We start from the raw sequence: 25363 nt of genomic DNA, 5'->3' as shown, positions 1-25363 counted from the left end.
TGGTGTCGGGTACAACGTGCGGCGGCTCCGGAAGATTCCCTCGCGGGATCCGCCGGCCGGCCGCGTCGCCGACCTGAAAATGGTGACACGGCCGCCGGGCGCCCGTCACCCGGGTTTCCTCAGTGCTTCGCGTCCGCCGGTGGGAGGCTGCGCCAGTCCGGGTGGCCGGGCATCGGCGGGGTCTTCTCGCCGTAGAGCCAGGCGGTGAAGAAGGCGTCGAGCTCCCGTCCGGAGACCTGTTCCGCGAGGGCCCTGAAGTCGGCGGTGGAGGCGACGCCGTCCCGGTGGTCGGCGACCCAGCGCCGCTGCAGGCGGTCGAAGGCCTCGGTGCCGATCTCGTGCCGGAGGGCGTAGAGGACGAGCGCGCTGCCGTCGTACACGACGGGGCGGAAGAGGCTGATCTTGGCGCCGGGGGCGGGCGGGCGGGGGGCCGCGGGCGGTCCCCCGGCGGCGCGCCAGCCGTCGGAGGCGGCGTACGCGGCCTTCATGCGCTTCTCCAGGGACTTGCCGGCCTTCTCGTCGGCGTACAGCGCCTCGTACCAGCTGGCGTGTCCCTCGTTGAGCCACAGGTCGGACCAGGCGCGCGGCGAGACGCTGTCGCCGAACCAGTGGTGGGCGAGCTCGTGGACCATGACCGCGTCGACGTACCACTCGGGGAAGCGGGGGTCGGTGAAGAGCCGCCGTTCGAAGAGGGAGAGGGTCTGGGTCTCCAGCTCGAAGCCGGTGGTGGCGTCGGCGACCAGCACGCCGTAGGTCTCGAAGGGGTACGGGCCGACCTTGCCCTCCATCCACTCCAGGTGGCCGGGGGTGCGGCGCAGCCAGGGCTCCAGCGTCTCGCGGTCCTGGGTGCGGATCACGTCCCGGACGGGGAGGCCGTGCGGGCCGGTGCGGTGCAGGACGGTGGAGCGGCCGATGGAGACCTGGGCGAGTTCGGTGGCCATCGGGTGGTGGTGGCGGTAGGTCCAGGTCGTGGTGGCGCCGTGGTCGGCGCGGCCGGCGGGCAGGCCGTTGGCGACGGCGGTCAGCTCGCGCGGGGCGGTGATCCGGAAGGTGAAGGCGGCCTTGTCGGAGGGGTGGTCGTTGGAGGGGAAGACGCGGTGGGCGGCGTCGGCCTGGTTGGCCATGGCGAGGCCGTCGGAGGTGCGGACCCAGCCGCCGTTCTCGGCGGGGCCGCGCGGGTCGCTGGTGTGGTGGACGGTGACGGTGACGGGTTCTCCGGCGTCGATCGGGACGGCGGGGGTGATGACGAGGTCCTCGCCGCTGGTCTCGTACGCGGCGGGCAGGTCGTCGACGGTGACGGCGGAGACCGTGCCGTGGGTGAAGTCGAGGTGGAGCCGGTCGAGGTCGGCGGTGGCGAGGGCGTCGACGCGGGTGACGGCGGTGAGCGGCTCGGTGTTCACCCCGGAGTAGGTGAGGGCGATGTCGTAGGCGAGGACGTCGTAGCCGGGGTTGCCGAGGTGCGGGAAGAGCGGGTCGCCGATGCCGAGCGGGGCCGGGGCGGGCAGGGCGGCGGCGATGAGGCCGGCGGAGGCGGCGACGAGGACGGCGGCCCGGCGCCAGGGCCGGCGGGCCGGCCGCGCGGAGACGCCCAGGGGCGGGGCGGCGGGCGGGGTGACGTCGGTGGTGGGGGCCGGGCGGAGGGGCCGGGAAGTGAGCGGCATGGGCCAGGGCTACCAGTGCCCCGCCCCGCGCCCAGCGCCGACGCGCGCACCCGCCACCCGAAGGAGTCACGCGCCCCCGCGCCCGCCGGGCGCGCCCCGGCCGTCCCCGCGCCGCCCGCACGCGCGCGTGCCCGCACCCCGCTCCTCCGCGCCCCTTCCCGGCGCCCCTCACCCGCGCCGCGCCCCACCGCGCCGCCCTGCGCGCCCCGCGCCGCCGCCGGCTCGTCCGCACGGGCGCGTGCGGGCACGCCTCTCCTCCGCCCCCCCTTCCCGGCGCCCCTCACCCGCGCCGCGCCCCACGGCGCCGCCCTGCGCGCCCCGCGCCCGCACGCACGCGCGCGTGCTTCGTCCCGGCCCGCGTCTCAGAGCCGGTGTGTGCGGCCCACGTCGTAGACGCCGGGGACGTCGCGCATGGCCCGCATCAGCTGGGGGAGCTCGGCGGCGTCGGCGAGCTGGAGGGTGTACGTGTGGCGGACGCGCTGCTCGCTCGGTGGCTCGACGGTGGCGGAGACGACCTCGGCGCCGGCGGTGGCGATGGCCTCGGTGAGGTCGGCGAGCAGACCCGGCCGGCCGAACGATTCGGCGACCAGGGTGACCCGGCAGTGGGCGGCCTCGCCCCAGCGGACGGGAACGGAGGTCCGGCCGAGCCGCCGCATGACGTCCACGGCGGGACAGCCGGTGCGGTGGGCGGTGACGGAGCCGCCCCGGACCCGGAAGCCGGTGATCGCGTCGGGCGGTACGGGGGTGCAGCAGCCGGCCGGGCGGACCGGGGCCGGCGGGCCGCCGTCGAGGTCGGCGTGGAGCTCCGCGCCGGAGCTGCGGTCGGCGGCGACGCTCAGCGGCGGGCGGGGGGCGGCGGCGGGCTGGTGGGCGGCCTCCGGGTGGGCCTGGAGCCAGCGGGTGATCGCGATCCGGGCGGCGGGGGTGCGGGCGTGGTCCAGCCAGGCCGGGGAGGGCCCGGAGCCGGCGTCCTGGGCGAGGAGCAGCTGCACGGTGTCGCCGTCGGAGAGGACGGTGCTCAGGGGGGTGAGCCGGCCGTTGACCCGGGCGCCGAGGCAGGCGTGGGCGGCCTCGCCGTGCTGGGCGTAGGCGGCGTCGACGCAGGTGGCGCCGGCGGGCAGGCCCAGTGTGCCGCCGTCGGCCCGGAAGACGGTGATCTCGTGGTCCTCGGCGAGGTCGGCGCGGAGCGAGCTCCAGAAGGTGTCGGGGTCGGGGGCGGACTCCTGCCAGTCGAGGAGGCGGGCGAGCCAGCCGGGCCGGGTGGGGTCGGTCCGCTCGCCGTCCTCGGCGGGCTCGGGACCTTCGGCGGGCTCGACGGGGTCGGGCGCGGTGCCGTGCGGGCTGCCGAGGGCGACGACCCCGGCCTCGGCGACCTTGTGCATGCGGTGGGTGCGGATGAGGACCTCGGCGACGCCTCCGTCGGGGGCGGCGATCGCGGTGTGCAGCGACTGGTACAGGTTGAACTTGGGGGCCGCGATGAAGTCCTTGAACTCCGAGATCAGCGGGGTGAAGCAGGTGTGGAGCTCGCCGAGGACCGCGTAGCAGTCGGCGTCCTCGGCGACGAGGACGAGGAGCCGCCCGAAGTCGCAGCCGCGCAGGTCGCCGCGCTTGAGCCGGACGCGGTGGACGGAGACGAAGTGGCGCGGCCGGACGAGGACTTCGGCGGCGATGTCCGCCTCGCGCAGGACGGCGGCGACCTGGTCGGCGACGGCGGCGAGCGCGTCCGGGGAGCCGGAGCCGGTGGCGTCGGCGATGAGCGCGCGGGTGGCCTCGTACTCCTCGGGGTGGAGGATGGCGAAGACCAGGTCCTCCAGTTCGGTCTTGAGGGCCTGGACGCCGAGCCGTTCGGCGAGCGGGATGAGCACGTCGCGGGTGACCTTGGCGATGCGGGCCTGTTTCTCGGGCCGCATCACGCCGAGGGTGCGCATGTTGTGGAGCCGGTCGGCGAGTTTGATCGACATGACCCGGACGTCGTTGCCGGTGGCGACGAGCATCTTGCGGAAGGTCTCGGGCTCGGCGGCGGCCCCGTAGTCGATCTTCTCCACCTTGGTGACGCCGTCGACGAGGTACGCGACCTCGTCGCCGAACTCCCGGCGCACCTGATCCAGCGTCACCTCGGTGTCCTCGACGGTGTCGTGGAGGAGGGAGGCGGTCAGGGTGACGGTCTCCGCGCCGAGTTCGGCGAGGATCAGGGTGACGGCGAGCGGATGCGTGATGTACGGCTCGCCGCTCTTGCGGAACTGTCCCCGGTGCGAGGTCTCGGCGAGCACGTACGCCCGGCGCAGCACCGACAGGTCGGCCTCGGGATGGTGGGCCCTGTGCGCCTCGGCGACGTGGCTGATGGCGTCGGGCAGCCGGTCGCGCGGGGCGGGGCCCGCGGTGGCGCCGAGCAGGGCGGCCCGGCCGAGCCTCCGCAGATCCAGCCGGGCGCGTCCGCGCCTGCGGACGCCCGTGTCGGTGGCTGCGGCCTCGGCCGCGCTCACGGGGTTCGTGGCCTCTGCGCTCATGGGGCACCTCCGGCGACGTCGACCGGCGGTGGACGGGCGGGGAGAGCCCGGGGGGCCGGTGCTTGATGCTACCGACCCCACCACGTGGCGCAGTCACGCTCTCGCCCAGCGTGAATCGGATCACCCATTCGAGCGACACGAGAGTCGTTGACTGTTTCGATTACGCCCTCCGGAGAGGCCCGCCGGGGGCCCTGGACGCGCCCGGGGAGCGCCCGCCCCGGGCCCGCTCTCAGCCTTGGGCGAGCCAGGAGGGCTCAAGGGTGCCCTCGGCGACGATGACGGCCGGTCCGGTCATCTCGATCTCCCCGTCGGGGTGCTCGGTGATGACGAGGGTGCCGCCGAGGACGTCGACGGTGTACGTGACGGGGGCGCCGGTCTCGGCCGGGTCCGCGCCGTCGCGGCGGGCGGCGGCGACGGCGACGGCGCAGGCGCCGGTGCCGCAGGAGCGGGTCTCGGCGGCGCCGCGCTCGTGGACCCGCATGGCGACGTGGCGCGGGCCCCGGTCGGCGACGAACTCGATGTTGACCCCGTCCGGGTAGACGGAGGCGGGCTCGTACGGCGGCTCGTCGTACAGCGTGCCCGCGTGCGCGAGGTCCTCGACGAAGGCGACGGCGTGCGGATTGCCCATGTTCACGTTCCGCGCGGGCCAGCTGCGCCCGTCGACGGCGACCGTGACGCCCTCGTCGGAGAGGACGGCCCGGCCCATGGAGACGGTGACGGAGCCGTCCTTGTCGAGGTGGACGCGCTTGACCCCGCCGCGGGTGGCGACGGCGACCTCGCCGGCCGTGACGTGACCGGCGTGCTCCAGGTAGCGGGCGAAGACCCGGACCCCGTTGCCGCACATCTCGGCGACCGAGCCGTCCGCGTTCCGGTAGTCCATGAACCACTCGGCCTCGTCGGCCATGGCGCGGGCCTCGGGGTGGGCGGCGCTGCGCACGACGTGCAGCACGCCGTCGCCGCCGAGACCGGCGCGGCGGTCGCAGAGCCGGGCGACGAGCGCGGGGGGCAGGTCGATCTCGTTCTCCGCGTCGGGGACGATCACGAAGTCGTTCTCGGTGCCGTGGCCCTTGAGATAGCGGAGCGGGGTGGTCTGCGTGCTGGTCACGAGATCAACTGTACGGTGCCGCCCCGACAGCCGTTCCGGTTGTCCACAGGGCGGGCCGGAAGGGGCCCGGGCGGTGCCGGCCGGGCGCGGCTCGGCGGAGCAGGCCGGGGGCGGCTCAGCGCTGCCGGGCAGGGTGGCTCAGCGGAGCCGGGCGACCCGCCAGACCGCGAGCGCGACGAGGGCCGCGATGGTGGTCACGTACAGGGCGAGGACCCGCCAGTCCGGCCGCTCGCCGGAGCCGCGCTTCGGCAGCCCCGGCCAGGTGTAGCCGACCTTGCGGGCGGCCATCATGCCCCAGCCGGCGGCGCAGAAGCTGATGAGCAGGCCGAGCATGGCCACGACCGCGCCGCCGTCGCCGGAGCCGAAGGCAAGCGGGAAGGCGAACATCAGGGAGCCGACGGCGGCGAGCCCGACGATCGGCGCGAGCTGCCAGATCCTCAGCAGGCGCCGCGGGCGCAGCTCGACCTCCACCTCGCCCGCGTCGACCTCGACCGCCGAGCCCTCGGCGTCGTCGGGCCCGTCGGGCGTCAGCCCCGGGGCAGCCCCGGGCACCGACTCGTGCTGTTCTCTGTCGCGAGGGCCGGCCTCCATCGCCACGCGCCCTCCCCACTCGGACTCCACTTGGTCGATCGATGCTCGATGATGGCACGCTCGCGACCGCCGAAATGACGGGCAGGGCGTCCCGATGCCATCACGTGATCAGGCTGTAACCGCTCGTTCGACCAACGACAGCGCCTCCCGCGGGAGTTCCCCGCGGTGATCGGCGGCCCCGCTGAGCCAGTGGACCCGCGGGTCGCGGCGGAACCACGAGTCCTGGCGGCGGGCGAAGCGCTTGGTGGCGCGGACGGTCTCGGCGCGCGCCTCGTCCTCGGTGCACTCCCCCGCGAGCGCCGCGAGCACCTGCTGGTAGCCGAGCGCGCGGGAGGCGGTGCGCCCCTCGCGCAGCCCGAGCGCCTCCAGGGCGCGGACCTCGTCGACGAGCCCGGCCTCCCACATCCGGTCCACGCGCGTGGTGATGCGCTCGTCGAGTTCGGGGCGGGCCACGTCGACGCCGATCTGGACGGTGTCGTAGACCGACTCGTGGCCGGGAAGGTTGGCGGTGAAGGGCTTGCCGGTGATCTCGATGACCTCCAGGGCGCGCACGATCCGGCGTCCGTTGCTGGGGAGGATCGCGCGGGCCGCCTCGGGGTCGGCGGCGGCCAGCCGGGCGTGCAGGACGCCGGAGCCGCGTTCGTCGAGCTCCGCCTCCAGCCGGGCCCGGACCTCGGGGTCGGTGCCGGGGAACTCCAGGGCGTCCACGGCGCCGCGCACGTACAGGCCGGAGCCGCCGACGAGGACGGGGGTACGGCCCTCGGCGAGCAGCCGGTCGATCTCGGCGCGGGCGAGCCGCTGGTACTCGGCGACGCTGGCGGCCTCGGTGACGTCCCAGATGTCGAGGAGGTGGTGCGGGATCCCGCCCCGCTCCTCGGGCGTCAGTTTGGCGGTTCCGATGTCCATCCCGCGGTAGAGCTGCATCGAGTCGGCGTTGACGACCTCGCCGCCGAGCTGCTGGGCCAGGAAGACTCCCAGATCGGACTTTCCGGCCGCCGTGGGGCCGACGACGGCGATGACCCGCGGTGCGGGAGCTGCGCTTCTCACCGTCCCAGTCTCGCAAACCTCGGGAGGGGTCCCCGAACGAGCGACGTGACAGGAGGGCGTGGGGCTCGTTGCCCGAGCGTGGTTCCGGCCGACGTTCCGTGGTGTTCCGGCCACGTTCGGGCCGTGTTCCGGCCGCCGCTTCCCCACGCGGCACCCCCTGACGAGTAGGCTGAGGAGTGAATATGGGCGTTTTCGCTATGTTTCGCCGGAAGAGGAAGGGCACGGCGGAGGACGTGGCCGAGGTGTCCGCGGAGGCAGCGGCGACCGAGCCCGGTGTGACGGAGGAGTCCGGCGCGGCGGAGACCGCCGAGGCGGACGAACCGGTCACGCGGGTGCCCGTCGCGGGAGTGACCGCCCCGGCGGACTCCGCGCCGGAGGCGTCCGCCGACGCGGCCGTCGCCGGGACGGACGGTGCCGAGGCGGTGTCCGCCGCGCCGACGGAGTCCGAGGAGGACGCTCCGGAGGCGGCCGGGTCCGTCGCGGAGGTGGTGGAGATCCCGCGGCAGCAGTCGGCCGGCACCGCCGCCGACGCGGACAGCGAGACCGGCGAAGCCGCCCGCACGTAGGCAGGACACGGACACGGAGAGGTGCCCCATGGGTCTCCTGGATTCACTGAAGGCGAAGCTGGGCCCGGCCAAGCACAAGGTCGCGGACCTCGCGCAACAGCACGGGGACAAGATCGACCACGGCCTGGACAAGGCCGCGAGGATGGTCGACGAGAAGACCAAGGGCAAGTACAGCGACAAGATCCAGTCCGGCACCGGCAAGGCCAAGGACGCCCTCGACCGGATCCAGCACAAGGACGACGGCACGCCCGGCGGCGACGGCACGCCTCCGCCCCCGCCCCCGGCGGGCTGAGTCGCGCGCGAAGGGGCGGTGGCCGCGGAGGAGTGCTCCGCGGCCACCGCCCCTTCGGGCGCTCCGGGCTCAGGACCAGACGGCGACCAGGTACGCGACGCCGTACGGGGCGTCCTCGTGCAGGAGGCGGCCGGCCAGACCGGCGCCTTCGGCGGCGCCCGCGAGGACCTGCCAGGGGGCGCGTCCGGCCGCCTTCAGCTCGTACGCGAGCGCGGCGTCGAGGGCGAGGACGCCGGGCACGTCGGCGGAGCCCAGGACGCGGGCGGCCTCGGCGTCGAAGCCGGCGGCGCGCTCGTCGAGGTAGCCGGGGGCCTTCACGGTCCGGCAGGCGCTTCCGTCGCCCAGGACGAGCAGGGCGACCCGCTCGTCCGCGGCGGCCAGCCGCCGCCCGGTCTCCGCGCACTCCTCGGCGGTGGCCCGCTCGCCGATCCCGAGCCCCTCGACGGGCACGTCGGAGCGGGTACGGGAGAGCAGCCAGGCGCCCACGGCGAGCGAGGCCGGCAGCGGGCGGCCCCCGGGGCCCTCGCCGAGCCGCGCGGTCAGGTCGACGCCGAATCCGGCGAAGGAGCCGGCCGCACCGGCCGGGAAGGCGCCCCGGGCGCCCTCCGGGGCCGGTCCGACGACGACCAGCCGGTCGGGCCGGGCGGCGGCGAGCACCCCGAGGGCGTCCGCGCAGTGCTCCCGCACGGCCTCCAGCTCGGGGGCGGCGCCGCGGGCGACCTCGGGCACGAGGAGCGGCGGGCAGGGGCACACGGCTGCGGCGACAAGCATGATCCGCAGCCTACTGCCCCGTCGGCGCGGAGCGCGGTGTCAGTGGCCGACGCCGCAGGCCGGGGCCTCGGCCGCCGGGAGCGGCTCGGGGACGCCGATCTTCGGCAGGCCCAGCAGCACGCCGGCCGGCTTGGCGGCGGCCGCGGCGGTGCGCTTCTCCCAGGCGTCGCCCGCGCGGGTGCGGCGGACGGCGGTGGTCGGGCCCTCGGCGAGGAGGTGGTGCGGGGCGGCGTAGGTGATCTCGACGGTCACCACGTCGCCGGGGCGGACGTCCTCGTCGGGCTTGGTGAAGTGGACGAGCCGGTTGTCGGGGGCGCGGCCGGAGAGGCGGTGGGTGGTGCCGTCCTTGCGGCCCTCGCCCTCGGCGACCATGACCTCCAGGGTGCGGCCGACCTGCTTCTTGTTCTCGTCCCAGGAGATCTCCTCCTGGAGGGCGACCAGGCGCTCGTAGCGGGCCTGCACGACCTCCTTGGGGATCTGGCCGTCCATCTCGGCGGCCGGGGTGCCGGGGCGCTTGGAGTACTGGAAGGTGAAGGCGTTCGCGAAGCGGGCCTCGCGGACCACGTGCATGGTCTGCTCGAAGTCTTCCTCGGTCTCGCCGGGGAAGCCCACGATGATGTCGGTGGAGATGGCGGCGTGCGGGATCGCGGCGCGCACCTTCTCGATGATGCCGAGGAAGCGCTCCTGGCGGTACGAGCGGCGCATGGCCCTGAGGACCGTGTCCGAGCCGGACTGGAGCGGCATGTGCAGCTGCGGCATCACGTTCGGCGTCTCGGCCATGGCGGCGATGACGTCGTCGGTGAAGTCGCGCGGGTGCGGGGAGGTGAAGCGGACCCGCTCCAGGCCCTCGACGGCGCCGCAGGCGCGCAGCAGCTTGCTGAACGCCTCGCGGTCGCCGAGGTCGGAGCCGTAGGCGTTGACGTTCTGCCCGAGCAGGGTGATCTCGGAGACGCCCTCGGCGACCAGCGCCTCGATCTCGGCGAGGATGTCGCCGGGGCGGCGGTCCTCCTCCTTGCCGCGCAGGGCGGGGACGATGCAGAAGGTGCAGGTGTTGTTGCAGCCGACCGAGATCGAGACCCAGGCCGCGTACGCCGACTCGCGGCGGGTCGGCAGGGTGGAGGGGAACGCCTCCAGCGACTCGGCGATCTCGACCTGCGCCTCCTGCTGCACGCGGGCGCGCTCCAGCAGCACCGGCAGCTTGCCGATGTTGTGGGTGCCGAAGACGACGTCGACCCAGGGGGCCCGCTTGACGATGGTGTCGCGGTCCTTCTGGGCGAGGCAGCCGCCGACGGCGATCTGCATGCCGGGGCGCGCGGTCTTCATGGGGGCGAGGTGGCCGAGGTTGCCGTACAGCTTGTTGTCCGCGTTCTCGCGGACCGCGCAGGTGTTGAAGACGACGACGTCGGCGCCGTCGGCCTCCTTGGGCGCGCGGACGTAGCCCGCCTCCTCCAGCAGACCGGAGAGCCGCTCGGAGTCGTGGACGTTCATCTGACACCCGTAGGTGCGAATGTCGTAGGTCTTCGGTCCTTCGATGCCCACTGTGAGACTCCGGTCGCTGCTGCTGGTCATGCCTTCAAGAGTATTCAAGAGTAGGCGCTCTCCAGCGGGCTCCGTCCGGCCCCGGTGTCCGGATGTGACAGGGAATCGTCATTGCCGTCATGCGGCGGTGCGGGCGAGGGTGTGGGCATGACCGAGACGTACTCCCCCGCGAGCCCCAACGGGCACCCCGTCCACCGGGTCGTCGTCGCGGTCTTCCCCGACGTGGACCTGCTCGACGTCACCGGGCCGGCCGAGGTGTTCGCGCTGGCCAACCGGGAGGCGGGCGGCGACCGCTACCGGGTGCGGCTGGCCGCGCCCGGCGGCGCCGGGGAGGTGCGGACCTCGGCCGGGGTGCGGCTGCTCGCGGACCTCGGCTTCGACGAGGTCGGCGCGGACGTCGACACCCTCCTGGTGCCGGGGGCGGTGGACCCGGCTCCGGACGGCGGGGTCGTCGCCCGGCTCGATCCGGAGGTGGTGCGGTGGGTGCGGGAGACCGCCCCGCACGCCCGCCGGGTGGCGTCGGTCTGCGTCGGCGCGCACGTCCTGGCGGCGGCCGGCCTCCTCGACGGCCGGACCGCGACGACCCACTGGTCGACGGCCGCGCAGCTGGCCGCCGCGCATCCGGAGGTCGCCGTCGACCCCGATCCGATCTTCGTACGGTCGGACCGGGGCCGGCTCTGGACGGGGGCCGGGATCAGCGCCTGCCTCGACCTCTCGCTCGCCCTGGTGGCCGAGGACCTGGGCGAGGAGACCGCGCTCGCGGTCGCCCGGCAGCTCGTGATGTACCTGAAGCGGCAGGGCGGGCAGAGCCAGTTCTCGGTGCCGCTGAGCCGTCCGGCGGCCGGCCGGCGGGACATCGACGAGCTGCGGCTCTGGATCGCGGACCACCTCGACGGCGACCTGTCCACGGAGCGGCTGGCCGGCCGGATGTGCCTGAGCGAGCGGCACTTCGCCCGGGTCTTCACACAGGAGACGGGGTCGAGCCCCGCCGCCTACGTGGAGGCGGCCCGGATCGAGGTGGCCCGGCGCCATCTGGAGACCTCGGACGCACCGCTCGCGGAGGTCGCGGCGCGGGCGGGGCTCGGCTCGGTGGAGACCCTGCACCGGGCGTTCCGGCGGCAGCTCGCGACCACGCCGGCGGCGTATCGGCGCCGGTTCCGCACCGGGACCGGCTGAACCTCCCTCTTCCCCCCTGGGCGGGCGGCTTCGCCCTGCCCTGAAACACTCCGTTTCCTCACGAAAGGCACCGAGATGTCCCTCTCTCCCTCCACCCCCCTGCGCTCCCTCTCCGGTCTGTCCGACGAGCCGGCCCGGCTCTCCGAGGCGGTCCTGGTCCTCATCGACCTCCAGAACACCTACCGCTCCGGGGTGATGGCGCTGGAGGGCGCCGAGGAGGCCGTCGCCGAGGCCGCGCGGCTCCTCGCCCGCGCCCGGGCGGCCGGCACCCCGGTCGTCCACGTCCAGCACGACAGCGGCGAGGGCTCCCCGTACGACCTCACCGCCCACGTCGGCGCGATCAGCGACGAGGTGGCCCCGGCCGAGGGCGAGCCGGTCGTGGTGAAGAACTTCCCGAACGCCTTCCACGCCACCGACCTGGAGAAGGTCCTCACCGGCCTCGGCTTCGCGGCGGGCAGCGGGAAGGACCTGGTCCTCGCCGGGTTCATGACCCACATGTGCGTCAACTACACGGCCCAGGCCGCGTTCAACCTCGGCTACCGGCCGACCGTCGTCGCCGAGGCGACCGCGACCCGCGCGCTCACCGCGCCGGACGGCACGGTGGTGCCCGCGGCCGAGCTCAAGCGGGCCGCGCTGACCGGACTGACCGACGTGTTCGCGGTCGTGGTGCCGACGGCCGCGGACCTGCCGGCCTGAGCCGCCGGCCCCTGCGGTTTTCCGCAGGGGCGCCGGACGGGAACGCGCATACCGGCTCCGGGCAGCGGTTCCTAGCGTGGGGAGGGTCCCCCGGCGGGTCCGCCGGGGGACCTTCCCACAGCCATGGAGGGCTCATGACGCCGTTCCCGACCGCTCTCGCCCAGGAGCCCGCCGGCGGCATCGCCGGCTGGGCCGCCGGCCTCGTCGACGCGCTCGGCGGGCCGGGCGCCGGGGCCGCCATCGCGCTGGAGAACCTCTTCCCGCCGCTGCCGAGCGAGGTGATCCTGCCGCTGACCGGCTTCGCCGCCGGACAGGGCGTGCTGAGCCTCGCCTCGGCCCTGTTCTGGACGACGCTCGGCTCGGTGGTGGGCGCGCTGGCCCTGTACGGGATCGGCGCGCTCTTCGGCCGGGACCGGATGTACGCGCTGTGGGGGCGGCTGCCGCTGGTGAAGGTCGCGGACCTGGAGCGGACCGAGGCGTGGTTCCGGCGGCACGGCACCAAGGCGGTCCTGCTGGGCCGGATGGTGCCGATCTTCCGCAGCCTGATCTCGGTGCCCGCCGGGGTGGAGCGGATGCCGGTGCCGCTCTTCCTCCTCCTCACCACCGTGGGCAGCCTCGTGTGGAACAGCGTCCTGGTCCTCGCCGGCTACGCCCTCGGCGACCGCTGGGAGCTGGTCGAGTCGTACGTGGGGGTGGCCTCGAAGGCCGTCGTCGTCCTGGTCCTCGCGGCGGCCGCGACCTGGCTGACCGTACGCCTCCGGGGGCGCGGGGCGGAGCCCCGTCACCGGCGCGCCTAGGGTGGACGGCGTGGAACGGGACGGTGGCGGGGGGCGGTTCGGGGGGCGCCGGGCGGCGGGGGTGGTGGCCGGGTGTCTGACCGCGCCGGCCGGGCTGCTGTACCTCCTGGTGGCCGGGGTCGCGCTCGGCGGCTTCCTGTTGTGGCCGCGGACGCGGGCGTACGCCCTGGACCTCCTCGGCTCCGGCGCCCGGCGGCTCGTGGAGGTGGAGCGGAGGCGGCGGACCCGCTTCTTCGGCGACCGGTTCCCCGAGGCGTACGAAGGACGGGGCGGGGGCGGCGCCGTCCGCTACCTGGCCGCCCGGTCCTGGGCCGGGCTCGTCTGCGCGGTCGTGCTGGCGCTGCTCGGCTTCGGCCTGGTGCTCGCGGTGCTGCTGGTCGGCGGTGTGGTGCGCGGGGCCTTCGGACCGGCTGAGCTGCTGGCGCAGCTCGTCCTCGGGGGCGTCCTGCTCTTCCTCGGCCTCCAGGGCCTGTTCGCGCTGACCGCGCTCGACGCCCGGCTGGCGCGGGAGCACTTCGGGCCCTCGGAGCGGGAGCTGCTGCGGCGCCGGATCGACGAGCTGTCGGTCAGCCGGGCGGCCGTCGTGCGGGCCGTGGACGCGGAGCGGCGGCGGATCGAGCGGGACCTGCACGACGGGGTGCAGCAGCGGCTCGTGGCGCTCGCCATGCTGATCGGGCGGGCCCGCCGGGGCGGCGCGCGGGACCCGGAGCGGGCGGCCGAGCTGCTGGGGCAGGCGCACCGGGAGGCCCGGGAGGTGCTGGCCGAACTCCGCGAGGTGGCCTGGCGGGCGTACCCGTCGGCGCTGGACAGCCTCGGCCTGGAGGAGGCGCTCGGCGGGGTGGCGCAGCGGTGCGCGCTGCCGCTGCGGATCGCCTACGAGGTGGCGGGGCCGCTCCCCCGCCCGGTGGAGACGGCCGCGTACTTCGTCGTCTCCGAGGCCGTCACCAACGCGGCCAAGCACGCGGACGCCACGGCCGTCTCGGTACGGGTCACCGGGGCGCCCGGCGGCCCGCTCACCGTACGGATCGAGGACGACGGCCGGGGCGGCGCGGATCCGGCGGGCGGCGGCCTGACCGGGCTGCGCGGGCGGGTCGCCGCGCTCGACGGCGTCCTGCGGATCGACAGCCCCCTCGGGGGACCCACCACCATCGTCGCGGAGCTGCCGTGCGTGTGATCCTGGCCGAGGACTCGACCCTGCTGCGGGAGGGGGTCGCCCGTCTGCTCGCGGAGGAGGGGCACGAGGTCGCCGGCGCGTTCGGCGACGCGGAGACGCTGGTCGCCGAGGCGGAGGCGCTCCACCCCGACGTGGTCGTGGTGGACATCCGGATGCCGCCGACGCACACCGACGAGGGCCTGCGGGCGGCCGTCGAGATTCGCGAACGGCTGCCCGGGACGGGCGTCCTGGTGCTGTCGCAGCACGTCGAGCGGAGTTACGCGGCCCGGCTCCTCGCGGGCGGCGCCGAGCGGGTCGGCTATCTGCTGAAGGACCGGGTGGCGCAGGTCGAGGAGTTCCTGGACGCGCTGGAGCGGATCCACGCGGGCGGGGCGGCGCTCGACCCGGAGGTCGTCCGACAGCTCGTGGTCCGCAGCGCGCACGCCGATCCCCTGGCCCGGCTGACCCCGCGCGAGCGGGAGGTGCTCCAGGTGCTGGCGGAGGGATACACGAACGCGGCGATCGCGCGTCGGCTGCACCTGTCGCTGAGCGCGGTGGAGAAGCACCTCAACGCGGTCTTCGACAAGCTGGAGCTGCGCGGGACCGAGGGCCACAGCCCCCGGATCCTCGCGGTCCTGCGGTATCTGGAGGCGTAGCCCCCCTCAGGCGGGACCGCCGGTGAGGAGGGCGTGCAGGCGCAGCAGGGTGCGGTCGTCGCCGAAGCCGCCCGCCTTGATGACGACGGGGACCGGGGAGAGGCCGGCGGGGCCGGCGAGGGTGCCGCGGGCGATGCCGGGCTCGGGTTCGTCGTGGAGGTCGATGCCGTGGGCGCCGAGCGCGCGCAGCACCGCCTCGGCGGTCTCGCCGCCGGTGAGCACCAGCCCGTCGAAGGGGGCGCGGTCGGCGAGGGCGGCCACGGACGCGGCGAGCCGGCGGGTCAACTCGGCCGGATCCGCGCGGCGTTCGTGGGGCGTGTGGAGGATGCGTACGGGGGTGTCGGCGGCCCGCAGCCGATCGGCGGCGTCGGCGCTGACCGCGCCGGGCGCGGCGGCGAGCAGGTCGAGCTGGCGGCGGGTGGCGGGGTTGGCGCTGCCGACGGCGACCAGGGGGCGGGCGGCGGGCGGGAGTTCGCCGGTCTCGGCGGAGGGGTCCGGGTGGGCGTGGTGGCGGGCGAGGGCGGCGGCCAGGCCGGGCGAGCCGACCCACAGCACGGCCCGGTGGTCGGGGACGGCGGCGACGATCCGGTCCAGGTCGGCGTCGGTGACGGCGGAGCAGACGAACAGCCCGCCGTCCGCGAGGAGTTCGGGGAGGAGCTCCGTCCGGTCGGGGCCGACGAGCACGGCGTCCGGGAGGATCCGGGCGAGGTCGGCGGTCCGGACCGGGTGGGCGGGGTCGCGGGCGAACTCGCTCTCGTCGACCCGTACGCCGCGCACGTGCTGGACGCCGGCGAGCGTGGTGCGGCCCTCGGCGGGGAAGGCCGGGGCGATCACCACGGCCGGTCGCCCGGAGCCCTCGCGCGCGGCGTGGACCTCGGCGGCGACGTGCCCGCGCAGGGTCGAGTCGACGGTCTTGAGGAGCAGCCCCGCCCCGGCCAGGGCGCGGGCCGCCTCGCGGGTGCGGTCGCCGGCCGCGGCCGCGTCCAGGAGCCGGCTGCCGAGGTCCACGGCGAGGACCCCGTCCTCCTGCCCGTGGCCGGCGAGCGGGCTGCCGGAGAGCAGGACCCGGGCCCGGTGGCCGGCCCGGCGGAACGGCGCCGCGCCGTCCCCGGCGCTGGTCAGGTCGTCGGCGAGGACGGCGACGCGGGGCGGGGTGACGGGCGCGGCGGAGTGCATCGGCGGCTTCCTCGGGGTCGTACGGGTGCGGGTACCGGTCCCCACCCTCACGTGCCCGGGCCCGCCCGGTCCAGCGGGAACGGGCCACGGGCACGGCCGATACCGCCGTGGGACAGGGCGTGGGTCGGCGGCTCGGCAGGGGGCCAGGGGCGGGCAGGGGGAACTGCCCTCAAGATCACCGAGCGGGACCGACGCTAACCGCCGGGACCCCGCCGCCCCGGCAGGACACACGGCACGACCCCCCTCCGAACCCCCGCTCACCACTTCGGCGCAGCGCACCCACCGGCTCACGCCGACCCGGCGGTCCGCGCTCACGGCGGTCTGGCGGACCGCGGCTCACGCCGCCCCGGCGGATCCCGTGGTCCGCCTACGCCGGCCCGGTGGTCCCTCGCTCGCGGCGGCCGCGCGGTCCCCTCGCTCTCCACGGTCCCCTCGCTCTCCACGGTCCCGTCCTCGCTCACGGTGGCCCCCGTGCCACCCGCAGCCACCCGCCCCGCCGCCGGCGGACACGCAGAGCCACGGAGGGCCACCCGCCGCGGTCGGGCAGCGGACGTCACAGGCTTCTGCGCCCGGTCGCCCTGGTCAGGGGCGTGGGCCACCTGGCAGGATCGCTGGCATGGTCCCCTCGCTCGCCCGCGCCGCCCGCCGCCGCGTCCTCGCGCTCGCGGCCGCGCTGCTCGCGCTGGGCGGGGTGCTGCTGTGGTGGCTGGCGCCCTTCGGGACCTCGACGCCCAGCGGCTCGGTCACGTTCAGCACCGGCGTCCGCTCCGGGGTGTACCAGCACTACGGCGAGCTGCTGAAGCAGGCCATGGCCGAGGACCTCCCCGACGTGTCGATCACCCTCAAGGACAGCGAGGGCTCCCAGCAGAACCTGGCGCGGGTGGCCTCCGGCGAGGCCGACTTCACGGTCGCGACCGCCGACGCCGTGGCGCAGTACATCCGCGACCGCAGGCCGGGCTTCGAGCGGCTGCGCGGCTGCGCCCGGCTGTACGACGACTACATCCAGCTGGTGGTCCGCAAGGGCTCGTCGGTCCAGAAGGTCTCCGATCTGCGCGGGCTGCGGGTCGGCGTCGGCCAGGACGGCTCGGGCGTCCGGCTGATAGCGGACCGGGTCCTCGCCGCGGCCGGGATCACGCCGTCCCGGGACGTGACCGCGGTGCCGGTCGGCATCGACGCCATGCCGGAGATGCTGGAGAAGGGCGACCTGGACGCCTTCTTCTGGTCCGGCGGGCTGCCGACCACGGCCGTGCAGAAGCTGTCCGAGCGGACCCCGGTCCGGCTGATCCCGATGGACGCCCCGCTCGTGGACGCGCTGCGGGACGTGGGCTCGTCCACCCGGCACTACCGCTCCGCGACGATCCCGGCCGACGCCTACCAGGCCGCGCAGGACGGGCAGCCGGTGCAGACGCTGGCGGTGGCGAACCTGATGGTGACGACTGCCGACGCCGATCCGGACCTGGTCGAGGGGTTCACCCGCTCGGTGATCGACAGCCGGGACGCCATCGGCAGCCAGGTGCACCCGGCACAGCTGGTGGACCTGCGGACGGCCGTCTACACGGAGCCCCTGCCCCTCCACGACGGCGCCCGCCGCTACTACCGCTCGGTCAAGCCCTGAGCCGTACGCCCCGGCGTCACGCGTCGGTGGGCGCGCACCGCGGCACCGTGACCGTCACCCGCAGCCCGTGCGGCTCGTTCGGGGCGAAGGCGATCCCGCCGCCGGTGGCGGTGAGCAGCACCCGGGCGATGGAGAGGCCGAGGCCCGAGCCCTTGACGTTCTGATGGCGCCCGGAGCGCCAGAAGCGGTCGCCGACCCGGCTCAGCTCGTCCTCGGTGAGGCCGGGGCCGAGGTCGGCGACGACGACCTCGACGCTGTCGCGCCCCGGGAGGACCCGTACGGTGACCTGCTCGCCCTCCGGCGTGAACTTGAGCGCGTTGTCGACGACCGCGTCCAGCGCGCTGGACAGGGCCACCGGGTCCGCCCAGCCGGTGACCGCCCCGCACTCCCCGACCAGGCGGACGCCCTTCCCGTCGGCGACCGGCCGCCAGGAGGCGATCCGCTCGGCGGTGAGGGCGCCGACGTCGGTGAGCCGGAGGTCGGCGTCGGCGTGCTCGGCGAGGGCCAGGTCGAGCAGGTCGTCGAGGACCTGCGCGAGCCGCTTGCCCTCGGTGCGCACGGAGGCGATCTCCTCGTTCCCCTCGGGGAGTTCGAGGGCGAGCAGCTCGATCCGGAACAGCAGCGCGGCGAGCGGGTTGCGGAGCTGGTGGGAGGCGTCGGCGACGAACGCCCGCTGCTGTTCGAGGGATTCCTCGACGTGGTCGGCCATCTCGTTGAAGGACCGGGCGAGGCGCCGCAGTTCGGGCGGTCCGCCGGCTTCGGCGACCCGTGAGTTCATCCGGCCGGTGGCGATGTCGTGGGTGACGCCGTCGAGGACCCGTACCGGACGGAGCACCCAGCCGGTGAGGCGGACGGCGGCGCCGACCGCGAGCAGCATGGCGGCGGCCTCGCCGGCGAAGATCACCAGCCAGCCGCGCAGGATGCGGGCGCGGAGGTCGCCGGTGGGCGAGTCGGTGACGACGACGGCGATGACGTCCCCGTCGCGGACGACCGGGGAGGCGATGGTGAGGCGGGCGTCCGGCTGCCAGGGCCAGACCTGCGGCGGGTCGTGGCTGCGGCGGCCGAGCAGGGCCTCGTTGAAGGCGCGGCGGCCCTCGCCCTCGTACGGGACGACCCAGCCCTCGGGGGCGGCGGCCATGGCGCGGTTGTCGCGGTAGAAGATGCCGGCCCGGATGCCGTACACGTCGTGGTAGCTGGCGAGCTCGCCGCTGAGGGTGGTGCGGCGGTCGTCCCGGACGGTGGCGGGGTCGTCGACGAACTGGGCGAGGGCGGCGAAGCGGGCGGCGTCGTCGAGCCGGTCGACGACGACCCGCTGCTGCTGGGCGGCGGCGAGGCTGGCGGCGAGCGGGAAGCCGAGGGCGAGGAGGACCCCGGCCATCAGGACGATGAGCAGGGGGAGGAGTCGGGTGCGCACGGGCGGGGCGGCCGGGGGTTACGCGGCCGGGGCGACCAGGCGGTAGCCGACGCCCCGCACGGTCTCGATCAGGGCGGGCATGCGCAGCTTGGAGCGGAGCGAGGCGACGTGCACCTCCAGGGTGCGGCCGGTCCCCTCCCAACTGGTCTGCCAGACCTCGGAGATGATCTGTTCGCGGCGGAAGACGACGCCGGGCCGCTGGGCGAGCAGGGCGAGCAGGTCGAATTCCTTGCGGGTGAGGGCGACGGGCTCGCCGTCGACGCTGACGCGCCGGGTGGGCAGCTCGACGGCGACGGAGCCGAGGTGCAGCACGGCGGCCTCGGCGGCGGAGCCCGTACCGCCGGCGCCGTCGTCGGGGGCGCCGGGTCCGGTGGTGCGCCGGGAGACGGCGTGGATGCGGGCGAGCAGTTCCCCGGTGTCGTAGGGCTTGACGACGTAGTCGTCGGCGCCGAGATTGAGGCCGTGGATCCGGGAGCGCACGTCGGCACGGGCGGTGACCATGATCACCGGGGTGGCGGTGAGCTTCCGGATGCGGGCGCAGACCTGGTAGCCGTCCTGGTCGGGGAGGCCGAGGTCGAGCAGGATCACCCCGTACGAGGGCCGCTCGCCCTGCGCGGTGGGGAGGACGGCCTGGAGGGCCTCCTCGCCGTTGCGGGCGTGGGTGACGGCGAAGCCGTGCTTGGCGAGGATCGCGGAGAGGGCCGCGGCGACGTGGTCGTCGTCCTCGACGAGCAGCAGTCGCATGGTCTTCTCCTCTCGTTCGCCGGGGTGCCGGGAGCGTGTGCCGGGGTGCCCCGGATCGGGGCACGAACGCCCATGAACGCCGATCACCGACGTCACAGTCAAGTGTCCCCCGGCGGACCGCCCGCTTCCGTTATTCACCCGGTACGGCGCCGCAGGTCACCTTCACCCAGGGTGGCCGCCCGTGGCCTTATCGTTATCCTCAATTTCCGCTCAGATGTGATGACGGTCATCCGAACGTGTCTCTAGTGTCCTCCCAACCGAGGAGGACGGAGCAAGAGGCCGATGAGCGGAGTGGCAGTGTCCAAGGACCACGAGGACTCCCCCCGGGCCCAGGAGGATCTGGTCGTCCTGTCCGGAGTGAACAAGCACTTCGGCGCGCTGCACGTGCTGCAGGACATCGACCTCACGATCGGCCGCGGTGAAGTCGTCGTCGTCATCGGGCCGTCGGGTTCGGGCAAGTCGACGCTGTGCCGCACGATCAACCGCCTGGAGACGATCGACGCCGGGACGATCACGATCGACGGCAAGCCGCTGCCCGCGGAGGGCAGGGAGCTGGCCCGGCTGCGGTCGGACGTCGGCATGGTCTTCCAGTCCTTCAATCTCTTCGCGCACAAGACCGTGCTCGAGAACGTGATGCTGGGTCAGATCAAGGTCCGCCGCACGGAGAAGAAGGAGGCGGAGGCCAAGGCCCGCGCCCTCCTGGAGCGGGTGGGCGTGGCCGCGCAGGCCGAGAAGTACCCGGCGCAGCTCTCCGGTGGGCAGCAGCAGCGCGTGGCGATCGCCCGCGCGCTCGCCATGGACCCGAAGGTGATGCTCTTCGACGAGCCGACCTCGGCCCTGGACCCCGAGATGATCAACGAGGTCCTGGAGGTCATGCAGCAGCTGGCCCGGGAGGGCATGACGATGGTGGTCGTGACGCACGAGATGGGCTTCGCCCGCTCCGCCGCCGACCGGGTCGTCTTCATGGCCGACGGCAGGATCGTCGAACAGGCCACTCCCGAGGAGTTCTTCAGCAACCCGCGCAGCGACCGGGCGAAGGACTTCCTCTCCAAAATCCTGCACCACTGAGCGAGTCGACGACCTAGTCTTCGCAACTCACGCCTACCCAAGGGAACTTCACCATGAAGCTTCGCAACGCCTCCGCGGCCGCCGCTGCCGCCGTCGTCCTCGCCCTGACCGCCACCGCCTGCGGCACCGGCTCGGACTCCGGCAGCAACGGCGACAAGATCACCATCGGCATCAAGTTCGACCAGCCGGGTCTCGGCCTGAAGACCCCGGACGGCTCGTACGCGGGCTTCGACGTCGACGTCGCCAAGTACGTCGCCAAGGAGCTCGGCTTCGCCGAGGACAAGATCAACTGGAAGCAGGCCCCGTCGGCCGAGCGCGAGAACCTCATCAAGAACGGCGACGTGAAGTTCGTCGTGGCGAGCTACTCGATCAACGAGAAGCGCCTGAAGGAGGTCGACTTCGCCGGCCCGTACTTCCTGACCCACCAGGACCTGCTGGTCCGCGCCGACGACACCTCGATCACCAAGGTCGAGGACCTCAACACCAAGAAGCTCTGCTCGGTCACCGGCTCGACCTCCGCGCAGAACGTCAAGGAGAAGCTGGCCCCGAAGGCCGACCTCCAGCAGCTCGGCGGCTACTCCGAGTGCCTGACCGGCCTGGAGAACAAGGCCGTCGACGCCCTCACCACGGACGCCTCCATCCTCGCGGGCTACGCCTCGCAGAAGGAGCACCAGGGCAAGTTCAAGCTCGTGGGCCTCTCCATGAGCGACGAGAACTACGGCATCGGCCTCAAGAAGGGCGACTCCGAGCTCAAGGGCAAGATCAACAAGGCCCTGGAGAAGATGGTGTCCGACGGCACCTGGGACAAGCTCGTGAAGCAGCACTTCGGCCCCTCGGGCTACAAGAACGAGCCGGCCCCGAAGATCGCGGGCTGACCGAGCGCGCCGCCGTGACGGCCGCCCCCGCGGGGCGCGGCCGTCACGGCGCCACCGGCCGCTGCCGACGCACCGGCCGTCCCACCGACCGACCACCAGGGGAGAGCGCGGGGCATCGTGTTCGACTTTCTTGATTCCGGGCAGTACGACCTGCTCGGCGCCTTCTGGGTGACGGCGCAGCTCGCCCTCTACTCGGCGATCGGCTCGCTGATCTGGGGCACCGCACTGGTCGCCATGCGGGTCAGCCCGGTGCCGCTGATGCGCGGCTTCGGCACGGCGTACGTCAACCTCGTCCGCAACACTCCGCTGACCGTGGTCATCGTGGCCTGCTCCTTCGGCCTCAACCAGACCCTCCAGATCACGCTCGGCGGCGAGAACTTCGAGGAGATCGGCTTCCGCCTCGCGATCCTCGGTCTCACCGCCTACACCGGCACCTTCGTCTGCGAGGCGCTGCGCTCCGGCATCAACACCGTCCCGGCGGGCCAGGCGGAGGCCGCCCGCGCGCTGGGCATGAGCTTCACCCAGGTGCTGACCCTGGTGATCCTCCCGCAGGCGTTCCGCGCGGCGATCACCCCGCTCGCCAACGTGCTCATCGCCCTCACCAAGAACACCACGGTGGCGGCGGCCATCAGCGCCGCCGAGGCCGCGTTCCTGATGAAGGAGATGATCGAGAACGAGGCCGACGCCCTCTTCGTGGTCTTCGGGATCTTCGCCTTCGGCTTCATCCTCCTCACCCTCCCCACCGGCCTGTTCCTCGGCTGGGCGGCCAAGCGACTGGCGGTGAAGCGATGAACTCCGTCCTCTACGACGTCCCCGGCCCCAAGGCCAGGCGGCGCAACGTCGTCTACACGATCGTCTTCCTCGCCGTCCTGGCGCTGGTGGCGTACTGGGTGCTCTCCGCCCTCGCCGACAAGAACCAGCTGGCGGCCGAGAAGTGGAGCCCGTTCGTCACCGACTCCCAGGTGTGGACGACGTATCTGCTCCCCGGCCTGACCGAGACCCTGAAGGCCGCCGCGCTCTCCATCCTGATCGCGCTGCCGCTCGGCGCGGCCCTGGGCATCGGCCGGCTCTCCGACCACCGCTGGGTACGCGTCCCGGTCGGCGCGGTCGTCGAGTTCTTCCGCGCCATCCCGGTGCTGCTGCTGATGATGTTCTCCAGCGCCGTGTACGCCGCCTACACGCCCGTCAGCTCCGACCTCCGCCCCCTGTACGCGGTCGTCACCGGCCTGGTGCTCTACAACGCCTCCGTCATCGCCGAGGTCGTCCGCGCCGGTGTCCTCTCGCTCCCCCGGGGCCAGGGCGACGCGGCCGTCGCGCTCGGCATGCGGAAGGGCCAGACCATGCTGTACGTGCTGCTGCCGCAGGCCGTCACGGTCATGCTCCCCGCCCTGGTCAGCCAGCTCGTCGTCATCGTGAAGGACACCGCGCTCGGCGGCGCGCTGCTCGGCTTCGGCGAACTCCTCAGCCAGAACCGGCAGATCACCGCCAACTACGGCGCCAACACGATCGCCGCCTTCACCGTCATCGCCCTGATCTACATCGCGGTCAACGCCCTCCTCACCTACCTCGCCGCCCGGCTGGAGAAGCGACTCCGCCAGGGCCGCAAGGCGGCGGCGGCGAAGGACACGGCCCCGATCGTGAACGTCGAGATGGGCGGGGCGAGCACCGGCGGCCTCTGACCGGCGCCCGCGCCTCACGACCACCACCCCGACCGGCCCGGTTTCCCCCAAGTTCCGCGCCCGTCCACTTCCGGCCCCGTCGCCCTCCCCCGGACCGCCTGCATCCGGGGCAAGCGGCGGGGCCGGAGGTACAGGTGGGACGGGAAGCGGTACGCGAGGCACCCGCCGCGCCCGGAAACGGACCCGGCCGGACATCAGCCGCACCACGCCCACCGCGTCACTTGACGCAAAACACCCTGACTGGGTTGCATACGGTCTGTGATCAAGCACCGGGCTCGTGCCACACTCTGCTGTGCTGCCCCCATGACTTTCCGGCCTTTTGGAGCCGCGCCGTGGACCCGGTGATCATCGTGGGCGCGGGGCCGGTCGGCCTCGCGCTCTCCCTCGCGCTCGCCGCGCAGGGCGTGCCCAGCGTCGTCCTCGACGAGACCTCCGGCAAGGAGGAGCCGCGCCCCGCGCGGACCGTCGTGCTGCGCGCCGACATGGCCGCCCTGGTCGAGCGCCTGGGCTGCGCCACCGTCCGCGACGAGGGGCTGCGCTGGGTCGGCTGGCGCGGGATGCAGCGCCGCCGGCAGCCCCGCCAGATCGCCTTCGACCTGGGGCTCGGCGGTACCGAGGAGTGGTCCGAGGACCCGGACTCGCCCGCCGCGCCGGCCGCCCCCCTGCACATCCCGCAGCACGCGCTCGCCCGCGGCCTGCGCGACGCCATCGCCCGCGAACCGCTCGTCCGGCTCGTCACCGACGCCCGGCTGGACGGCATCGAGCAGGACCGCTCGGGGGTCGTCGCCCACACCCGCGGCCCGGAGGGCACCTGGTGGCGCGGCAGCCATCTCGTCGGCTGCGACGGCGCCCGCTCCACCGTCCGCAAGCTGCTCGGCGTGCGCTTCCCCGGCCGCACCGCGGTCGAACGCCACGCGGTCGCCGCCCTGCGCACCGAACTCCCCTGGCCCGGCGAGGCCGTGCTGCACCGTCAGCCCCCGTGGCGCGGGGTCGGCGACGAGATCAGCGCCCGCCCGCTGCCGGACGGCGTCTGGCGGATCGACTGGCTGCTGCCGCCGCGCGGCGAACTCGTCACCCCGGACGCCCTGGTGGCCCGGATCCGCGAGACCCTGGCCGGCTGGTGCGACGGCACCACGCCCCCGTACGAGCTGCTCGACACCGGCGTCCACACCCTGCACCACCGGCTCGCCCGCCGCTGGCGCGTCGACCGGGTGCTGCTCGCCGGGGACGCGGCCCATCTGCTGGGCGCGATCGGCACCCAGGGCCTCGACGAGGGCCTCCGGGACGTCGACAACCTCGCCTGGAAGCTCGCCCTCACCTGGCACCGCGCGGCGCCGGACGCCCTCCTGGACAGCTACCAGAGCGAGCGCCGGACCGCGGTCGCCGCCCGTCTCCGCACCGCCGACCAGGCCCTGCCCGCGCTGCGCGGCGGCGGGGGGCTGCGCGCCTATCTGCCGGGCGCGCTGCGCGGCCACGACGCCCTGCTCACCGACGGGCACCTGGGCCGGGGCCCGCTGGGCGCCTCCCCGGCCTACCCGCACTCGCCGCTCGCGGCGCCGTTCAGCGACGGCATGATCCCGGTGGGCACCCCGCTCGGCGCCCCCGTCGAGGACGTCCGGGTGACGGCCCCCGACGACACGACGGTACGGCTCCGGGACCGCCTCGGGCAGTCCCGGCTCCTGGTCCTGCTGGTCGCCCCCGGCTCCGGGGTGTGGGAGCGCCGGCACTGGCGGACCGCCGGCCTGATGCCCCGTCTGGAGGAGGCAGCCGAGGCGCTGCCGATGACGGCGGAGGTCCTGGTGACCGACGCCTACCCGGGTGCGCCCGCCCACGCCGTCCTGCTGATCCGCCCCGACGGACACCTGGTCGCCGCCTTCGCCGGCGTCCACCCGGAGGAACTGCGCGCGGCGGCGGAGGCCGCCCGCGGCAACGCCCCGGACGACACCGCCCCCGCCTCCCCCGTCAAGGCCCTCCCGGCCGGGACGACGGACGCCGAGCGGACCCCTGCCGCCGTCTCCGCCGACGTCCCGGCACCGGCCGAGGCGTCCCTGGGACACGACCGGACCGCGGACGTCCATTGATTCACGCGGGCGCGCGTGGTGTACTCCGGAACGTGACCGACACCGATGTACGCCTGTGGCGGAGGGTCCACATGGACCTGATCCGCTACGCGGGCTGCGTGTGTCGCCCGTCCCTCTGAACTCGCTTCCCTTTCCCCCGCGCGCCCTCCCGGCC

The 25363-nt window shown here is 74.5% G+C and carries 24 protein-coding genes; 14 read left to right on the top strand and 10 right to left on the bottom strand.

Annotated elements, in window-relative coordinates; all coding sequences use genetic code 11:
* Positions 1 to 119: 119 nt before the first annotated feature.
* The 5 genes from ABFY03_RS27645 to miaA all read right to left on the bottom strand — a co-directional run bounded on the left by ABFY03_RS27645 (position 120) and on the right by miaA (position 6911).
* Entirely contained in the window at positions 120 to 1661 is a 1542-nt protein-coding gene (locus ABFY03_RS27645; RefSeq protein WP_346171056.1) for a M1 family metallopeptidase, read from the bottom strand.
* A gap of 362 nt (positions 1662 to 2023) precedes the next feature.
* On the bottom strand, positions 2024 to 4168 hold the full coding sequence (locus tag ABFY03_RS27640) for a RelA/SpoT family protein (RefSeq protein WP_346171055.1): 2145 nt from the start codon (positions 4166 to 4168) through the stop codon (positions 2024 to 2026).
* A 229-nt stretch (positions 4169 to 4397) separates the two neighbouring features.
* Entirely contained in the window at positions 4398 to 5273 is an 876-nt protein-coding gene (dapF, locus tag ABFY03_RS27635) for a diaminopimelate epimerase (RefSeq protein ID WP_319008772.1), read from the bottom strand.
* Positions 5274 to 5411: 138 nt separating this feature from the next.
* Entirely contained in the window at positions 5412 to 5864 is a 453-nt protein-coding gene (locus ABFY03_RS27630) for a hypothetical protein (RefSeq protein WP_031014138.1), read from the bottom strand.
* A 108-nt stretch (positions 5865 to 5972) separates the two neighbouring features.
* Complete coding sequence (miaA, locus tag ABFY03_RS27625; RefSeq protein WP_319008771.1) at positions 5973 to 6911, bottom strand: tRNA (adenosine(37)-N6)-dimethylallyltransferase MiaA; 939 nt, start codon at positions 6909 to 6911, stop codon at positions 5973 to 5975.
* Positions 6912 to 7093: 182 nt separating this feature from the next.
* Here miaA and ABFY03_RS27620 point away from each other — a divergent pair, with 182 nt between their 5' ends.
* Positions 7094 to 7477: a hypothetical protein gene (locus ABFY03_RS27620; protein ID WP_346171054.1), complete on the top strand. Its 384-nt coding sequence runs from the start codon at positions 7094 to 7096 to the stop codon at positions 7475 to 7477.
* Positions 7478 to 7505: 28 nt separating this feature from the next.
* Entirely contained in the window at positions 7506 to 7769 is a 264-nt protein-coding gene (locus ABFY03_RS27615) for an antitoxin (RefSeq protein WP_319008769.1), read from the top strand.
* 69 nt (positions 7770 to 7838) lie between these two features.
* Here ABFY03_RS27615 and ABFY03_RS27610 read toward each other — a convergent pair whose 3' ends face one another.
* Complete coding sequence (locus ABFY03_RS27610; RefSeq protein ID WP_319008768.1) at positions 7839 to 8540, bottom strand: class III extradiol dioxygenase subunit B-like domain-containing protein; 702 nt, start codon at positions 8538 to 8540, stop codon at positions 7839 to 7841.
* A 39-nt stretch (positions 8541 to 8579) separates the two neighbouring features.
* Complete coding sequence (gene miaB, locus ABFY03_RS27605; protein WP_319008767.1) at positions 8580 to 10109, bottom strand: tRNA (N6-isopentenyl adenosine(37)-C2)-methylthiotransferase MiaB; 1530 nt, start codon at positions 10107 to 10109, stop codon at positions 8580 to 8582.
* 117 nt (positions 10110 to 10226) lie between these two features.
* Here miaB and ABFY03_RS27600 point away from each other — a divergent pair, with 117 nt between their 5' ends.
* From ABFY03_RS27600 to ABFY03_RS27580, 5 genes are all read left to right on the top strand, one after another.
* A complete protein-coding gene (locus tag ABFY03_RS27600; RefSeq protein ID WP_346171053.1) occupies positions 10227 to 11255 on the top strand; it encodes a GlxA family transcriptional regulator in 1029 nt (342 codons plus the stop codon).
* 75 nt (positions 11256 to 11330) lie between these two features.
* Entirely contained in the window at positions 11331 to 11951 is a 621-nt protein-coding gene (locus tag ABFY03_RS27595) for a cysteine hydrolase family protein (protein WP_319008765.1), read from the top strand.
* A gap of 134 nt (positions 11952 to 12085) precedes the next feature.
* Complete coding sequence (locus tag ABFY03_RS27590; protein WP_346171052.1) at positions 12086 to 12748, top strand: DedA family protein; 663 nt, start codon at positions 12086 to 12088, stop codon at positions 12746 to 12748.
* Between the two features lie 10 nt (positions 12749 to 12758).
* Complete coding sequence (locus tag ABFY03_RS27585) at positions 12759 to 13922, top strand: sensor histidine kinase (RefSeq protein ID WP_346171051.1); 1164 nt, start codon at positions 12759 to 12761, stop codon at positions 13920 to 13922.
* Positions 13913 to 14557 (top strand): response regulator transcription factor, encoded by a 645-nt coding sequence (locus ABFY03_RS27580; protein WP_346171050.1) that lies wholly within the window; start codon positions 13913 to 13915, stop codon positions 14555 to 14557. Before ABFY03_RS27585 ends, ABFY03_RS27580 begins: the two co-directional genes overlap by 10 nt.
* 6 nt (positions 14558 to 14563) lie before the next feature.
* Here ABFY03_RS27580 and ABFY03_RS27575 read toward each other — a convergent pair whose 3' ends face one another.
* Positions 14564 to 15733, bottom strand: a complete 1170-nt coding sequence (locus ABFY03_RS27575; protein WP_346171049.1) for a four-carbon acid sugar kinase family protein — start codon at positions 15731 to 15733, stop codon at positions 14564 to 14566.
* 616 nt (positions 15734 to 16349) lie between these two features.
* Here ABFY03_RS27575 and ABFY03_RS27570 point away from each other — a divergent pair.
* Positions 16350 to 17348, top strand: a complete 999-nt coding sequence (locus tag ABFY03_RS27570; protein WP_346171048.1) for a TAXI family TRAP transporter solute-binding subunit — start codon at positions 16350 to 16352, stop codon at positions 17346 to 17348.
* 16 nt (positions 17349 to 17364) lie between these two features.
* On the opposite strand, the gene ABFY03_RS27565 is transcribed toward ABFY03_RS27570, so the two are convergent.
* Together ABFY03_RS27565 and ABFY03_RS27560 are read right to left on the bottom strand one after the other, a co-directional pair.
* Complete coding sequence (locus ABFY03_RS27565; RefSeq protein ID WP_346171047.1) at positions 17365 to 18762, bottom strand: sensor histidine kinase; 1398 nt, start codon at positions 18760 to 18762, stop codon at positions 17365 to 17367.
* Between the two features lie 18 nt (positions 18763 to 18780).
* Positions 18781 to 19506, bottom strand: coding sequence for a response regulator transcription factor (locus tag ABFY03_RS27560; protein WP_319008758.1), 726 nt, complete (start codon positions 19504 to 19506; stop codon positions 18781 to 18783).
* Between the two features lie 282 nt (positions 19507 to 19788).
* Here ABFY03_RS27560 and ABFY03_RS27555 point away from each other — a divergent pair, with 282 nt between their 5' ends.
* From ABFY03_RS27555 to ABFY03_RS37950, 6 genes are all read left to right on the top strand, one after another.
* Positions 19789 to 20574 carry an amino acid ABC transporter ATP-binding protein gene (locus ABFY03_RS27555; RefSeq protein ID WP_319008757.1) on the top strand — a complete coding sequence of 262 codons (786 nt, stop codon included), beginning with the start codon at positions 19789 to 19791 and terminating at the stop codon, positions 20572 to 20574.
* 53 nt (positions 20575 to 20627) lie between these two features.
* The gene (locus ABFY03_RS27550; protein WP_031014154.1) at positions 20628 to 21449 is read left to right on the top strand and encodes a glutamate ABC transporter substrate-binding protein; all 822 of its coding nucleotides are present in this window, start codon (positions 20628 to 20630) and stop codon (positions 21447 to 21449) included.
* Between the two features lie 117 nt (positions 21450 to 21566).
* On the top strand, positions 21567 to 22241 hold the full coding sequence (locus ABFY03_RS27545; protein ID WP_319008756.1) for an amino acid ABC transporter permease: 675 nt from the start codon (positions 21567 to 21569) through the stop codon (positions 22239 to 22241).
* Complete coding sequence (locus ABFY03_RS27540) at positions 22238 to 23128, top strand: amino acid ABC transporter permease (protein ID WP_346171046.1); 891 nt, start codon at positions 22238 to 22240, stop codon at positions 23126 to 23128. The genes ABFY03_RS27545 and ABFY03_RS27540 overlap by 4 nt, the downstream gene beginning before the upstream one ends.
* Before the next feature lie 332 nt (positions 23129 to 23460).
* Positions 23461 to 25209, top strand: a complete 1749-nt coding sequence (locus tag ABFY03_RS27535; RefSeq protein WP_346171045.1) for an FAD-dependent monooxygenase — start codon at positions 23461 to 23463, stop codon at positions 25207 to 25209.
* Between the two features lie 32 nt (positions 25210 to 25241).
* On the top strand, positions 25242 to 25328 hold the full coding sequence (locus ABFY03_RS37950; protein ID WP_369293336.1) for a putative leader peptide: 87 nt from the start codon (positions 25242 to 25244) through the stop codon (positions 25326 to 25328).
* Positions 25329 to 25363 lie beyond the last annotated feature (35 nt).

The organism is Streptomyces roseofulvus (assembly GCF_039534915.1).
Taxonomy (GTDB): domain Bacteria; phylum Actinomycetota; class Actinomycetes; order Streptomycetales; family Streptomycetaceae; genus Streptomyces; species Streptomyces roseofulvus.
The sequence above is the reverse complement of the archived record's forward strand: the minus strand, read 5'-3'. Positions and strand labels throughout refer to the sequence as shown.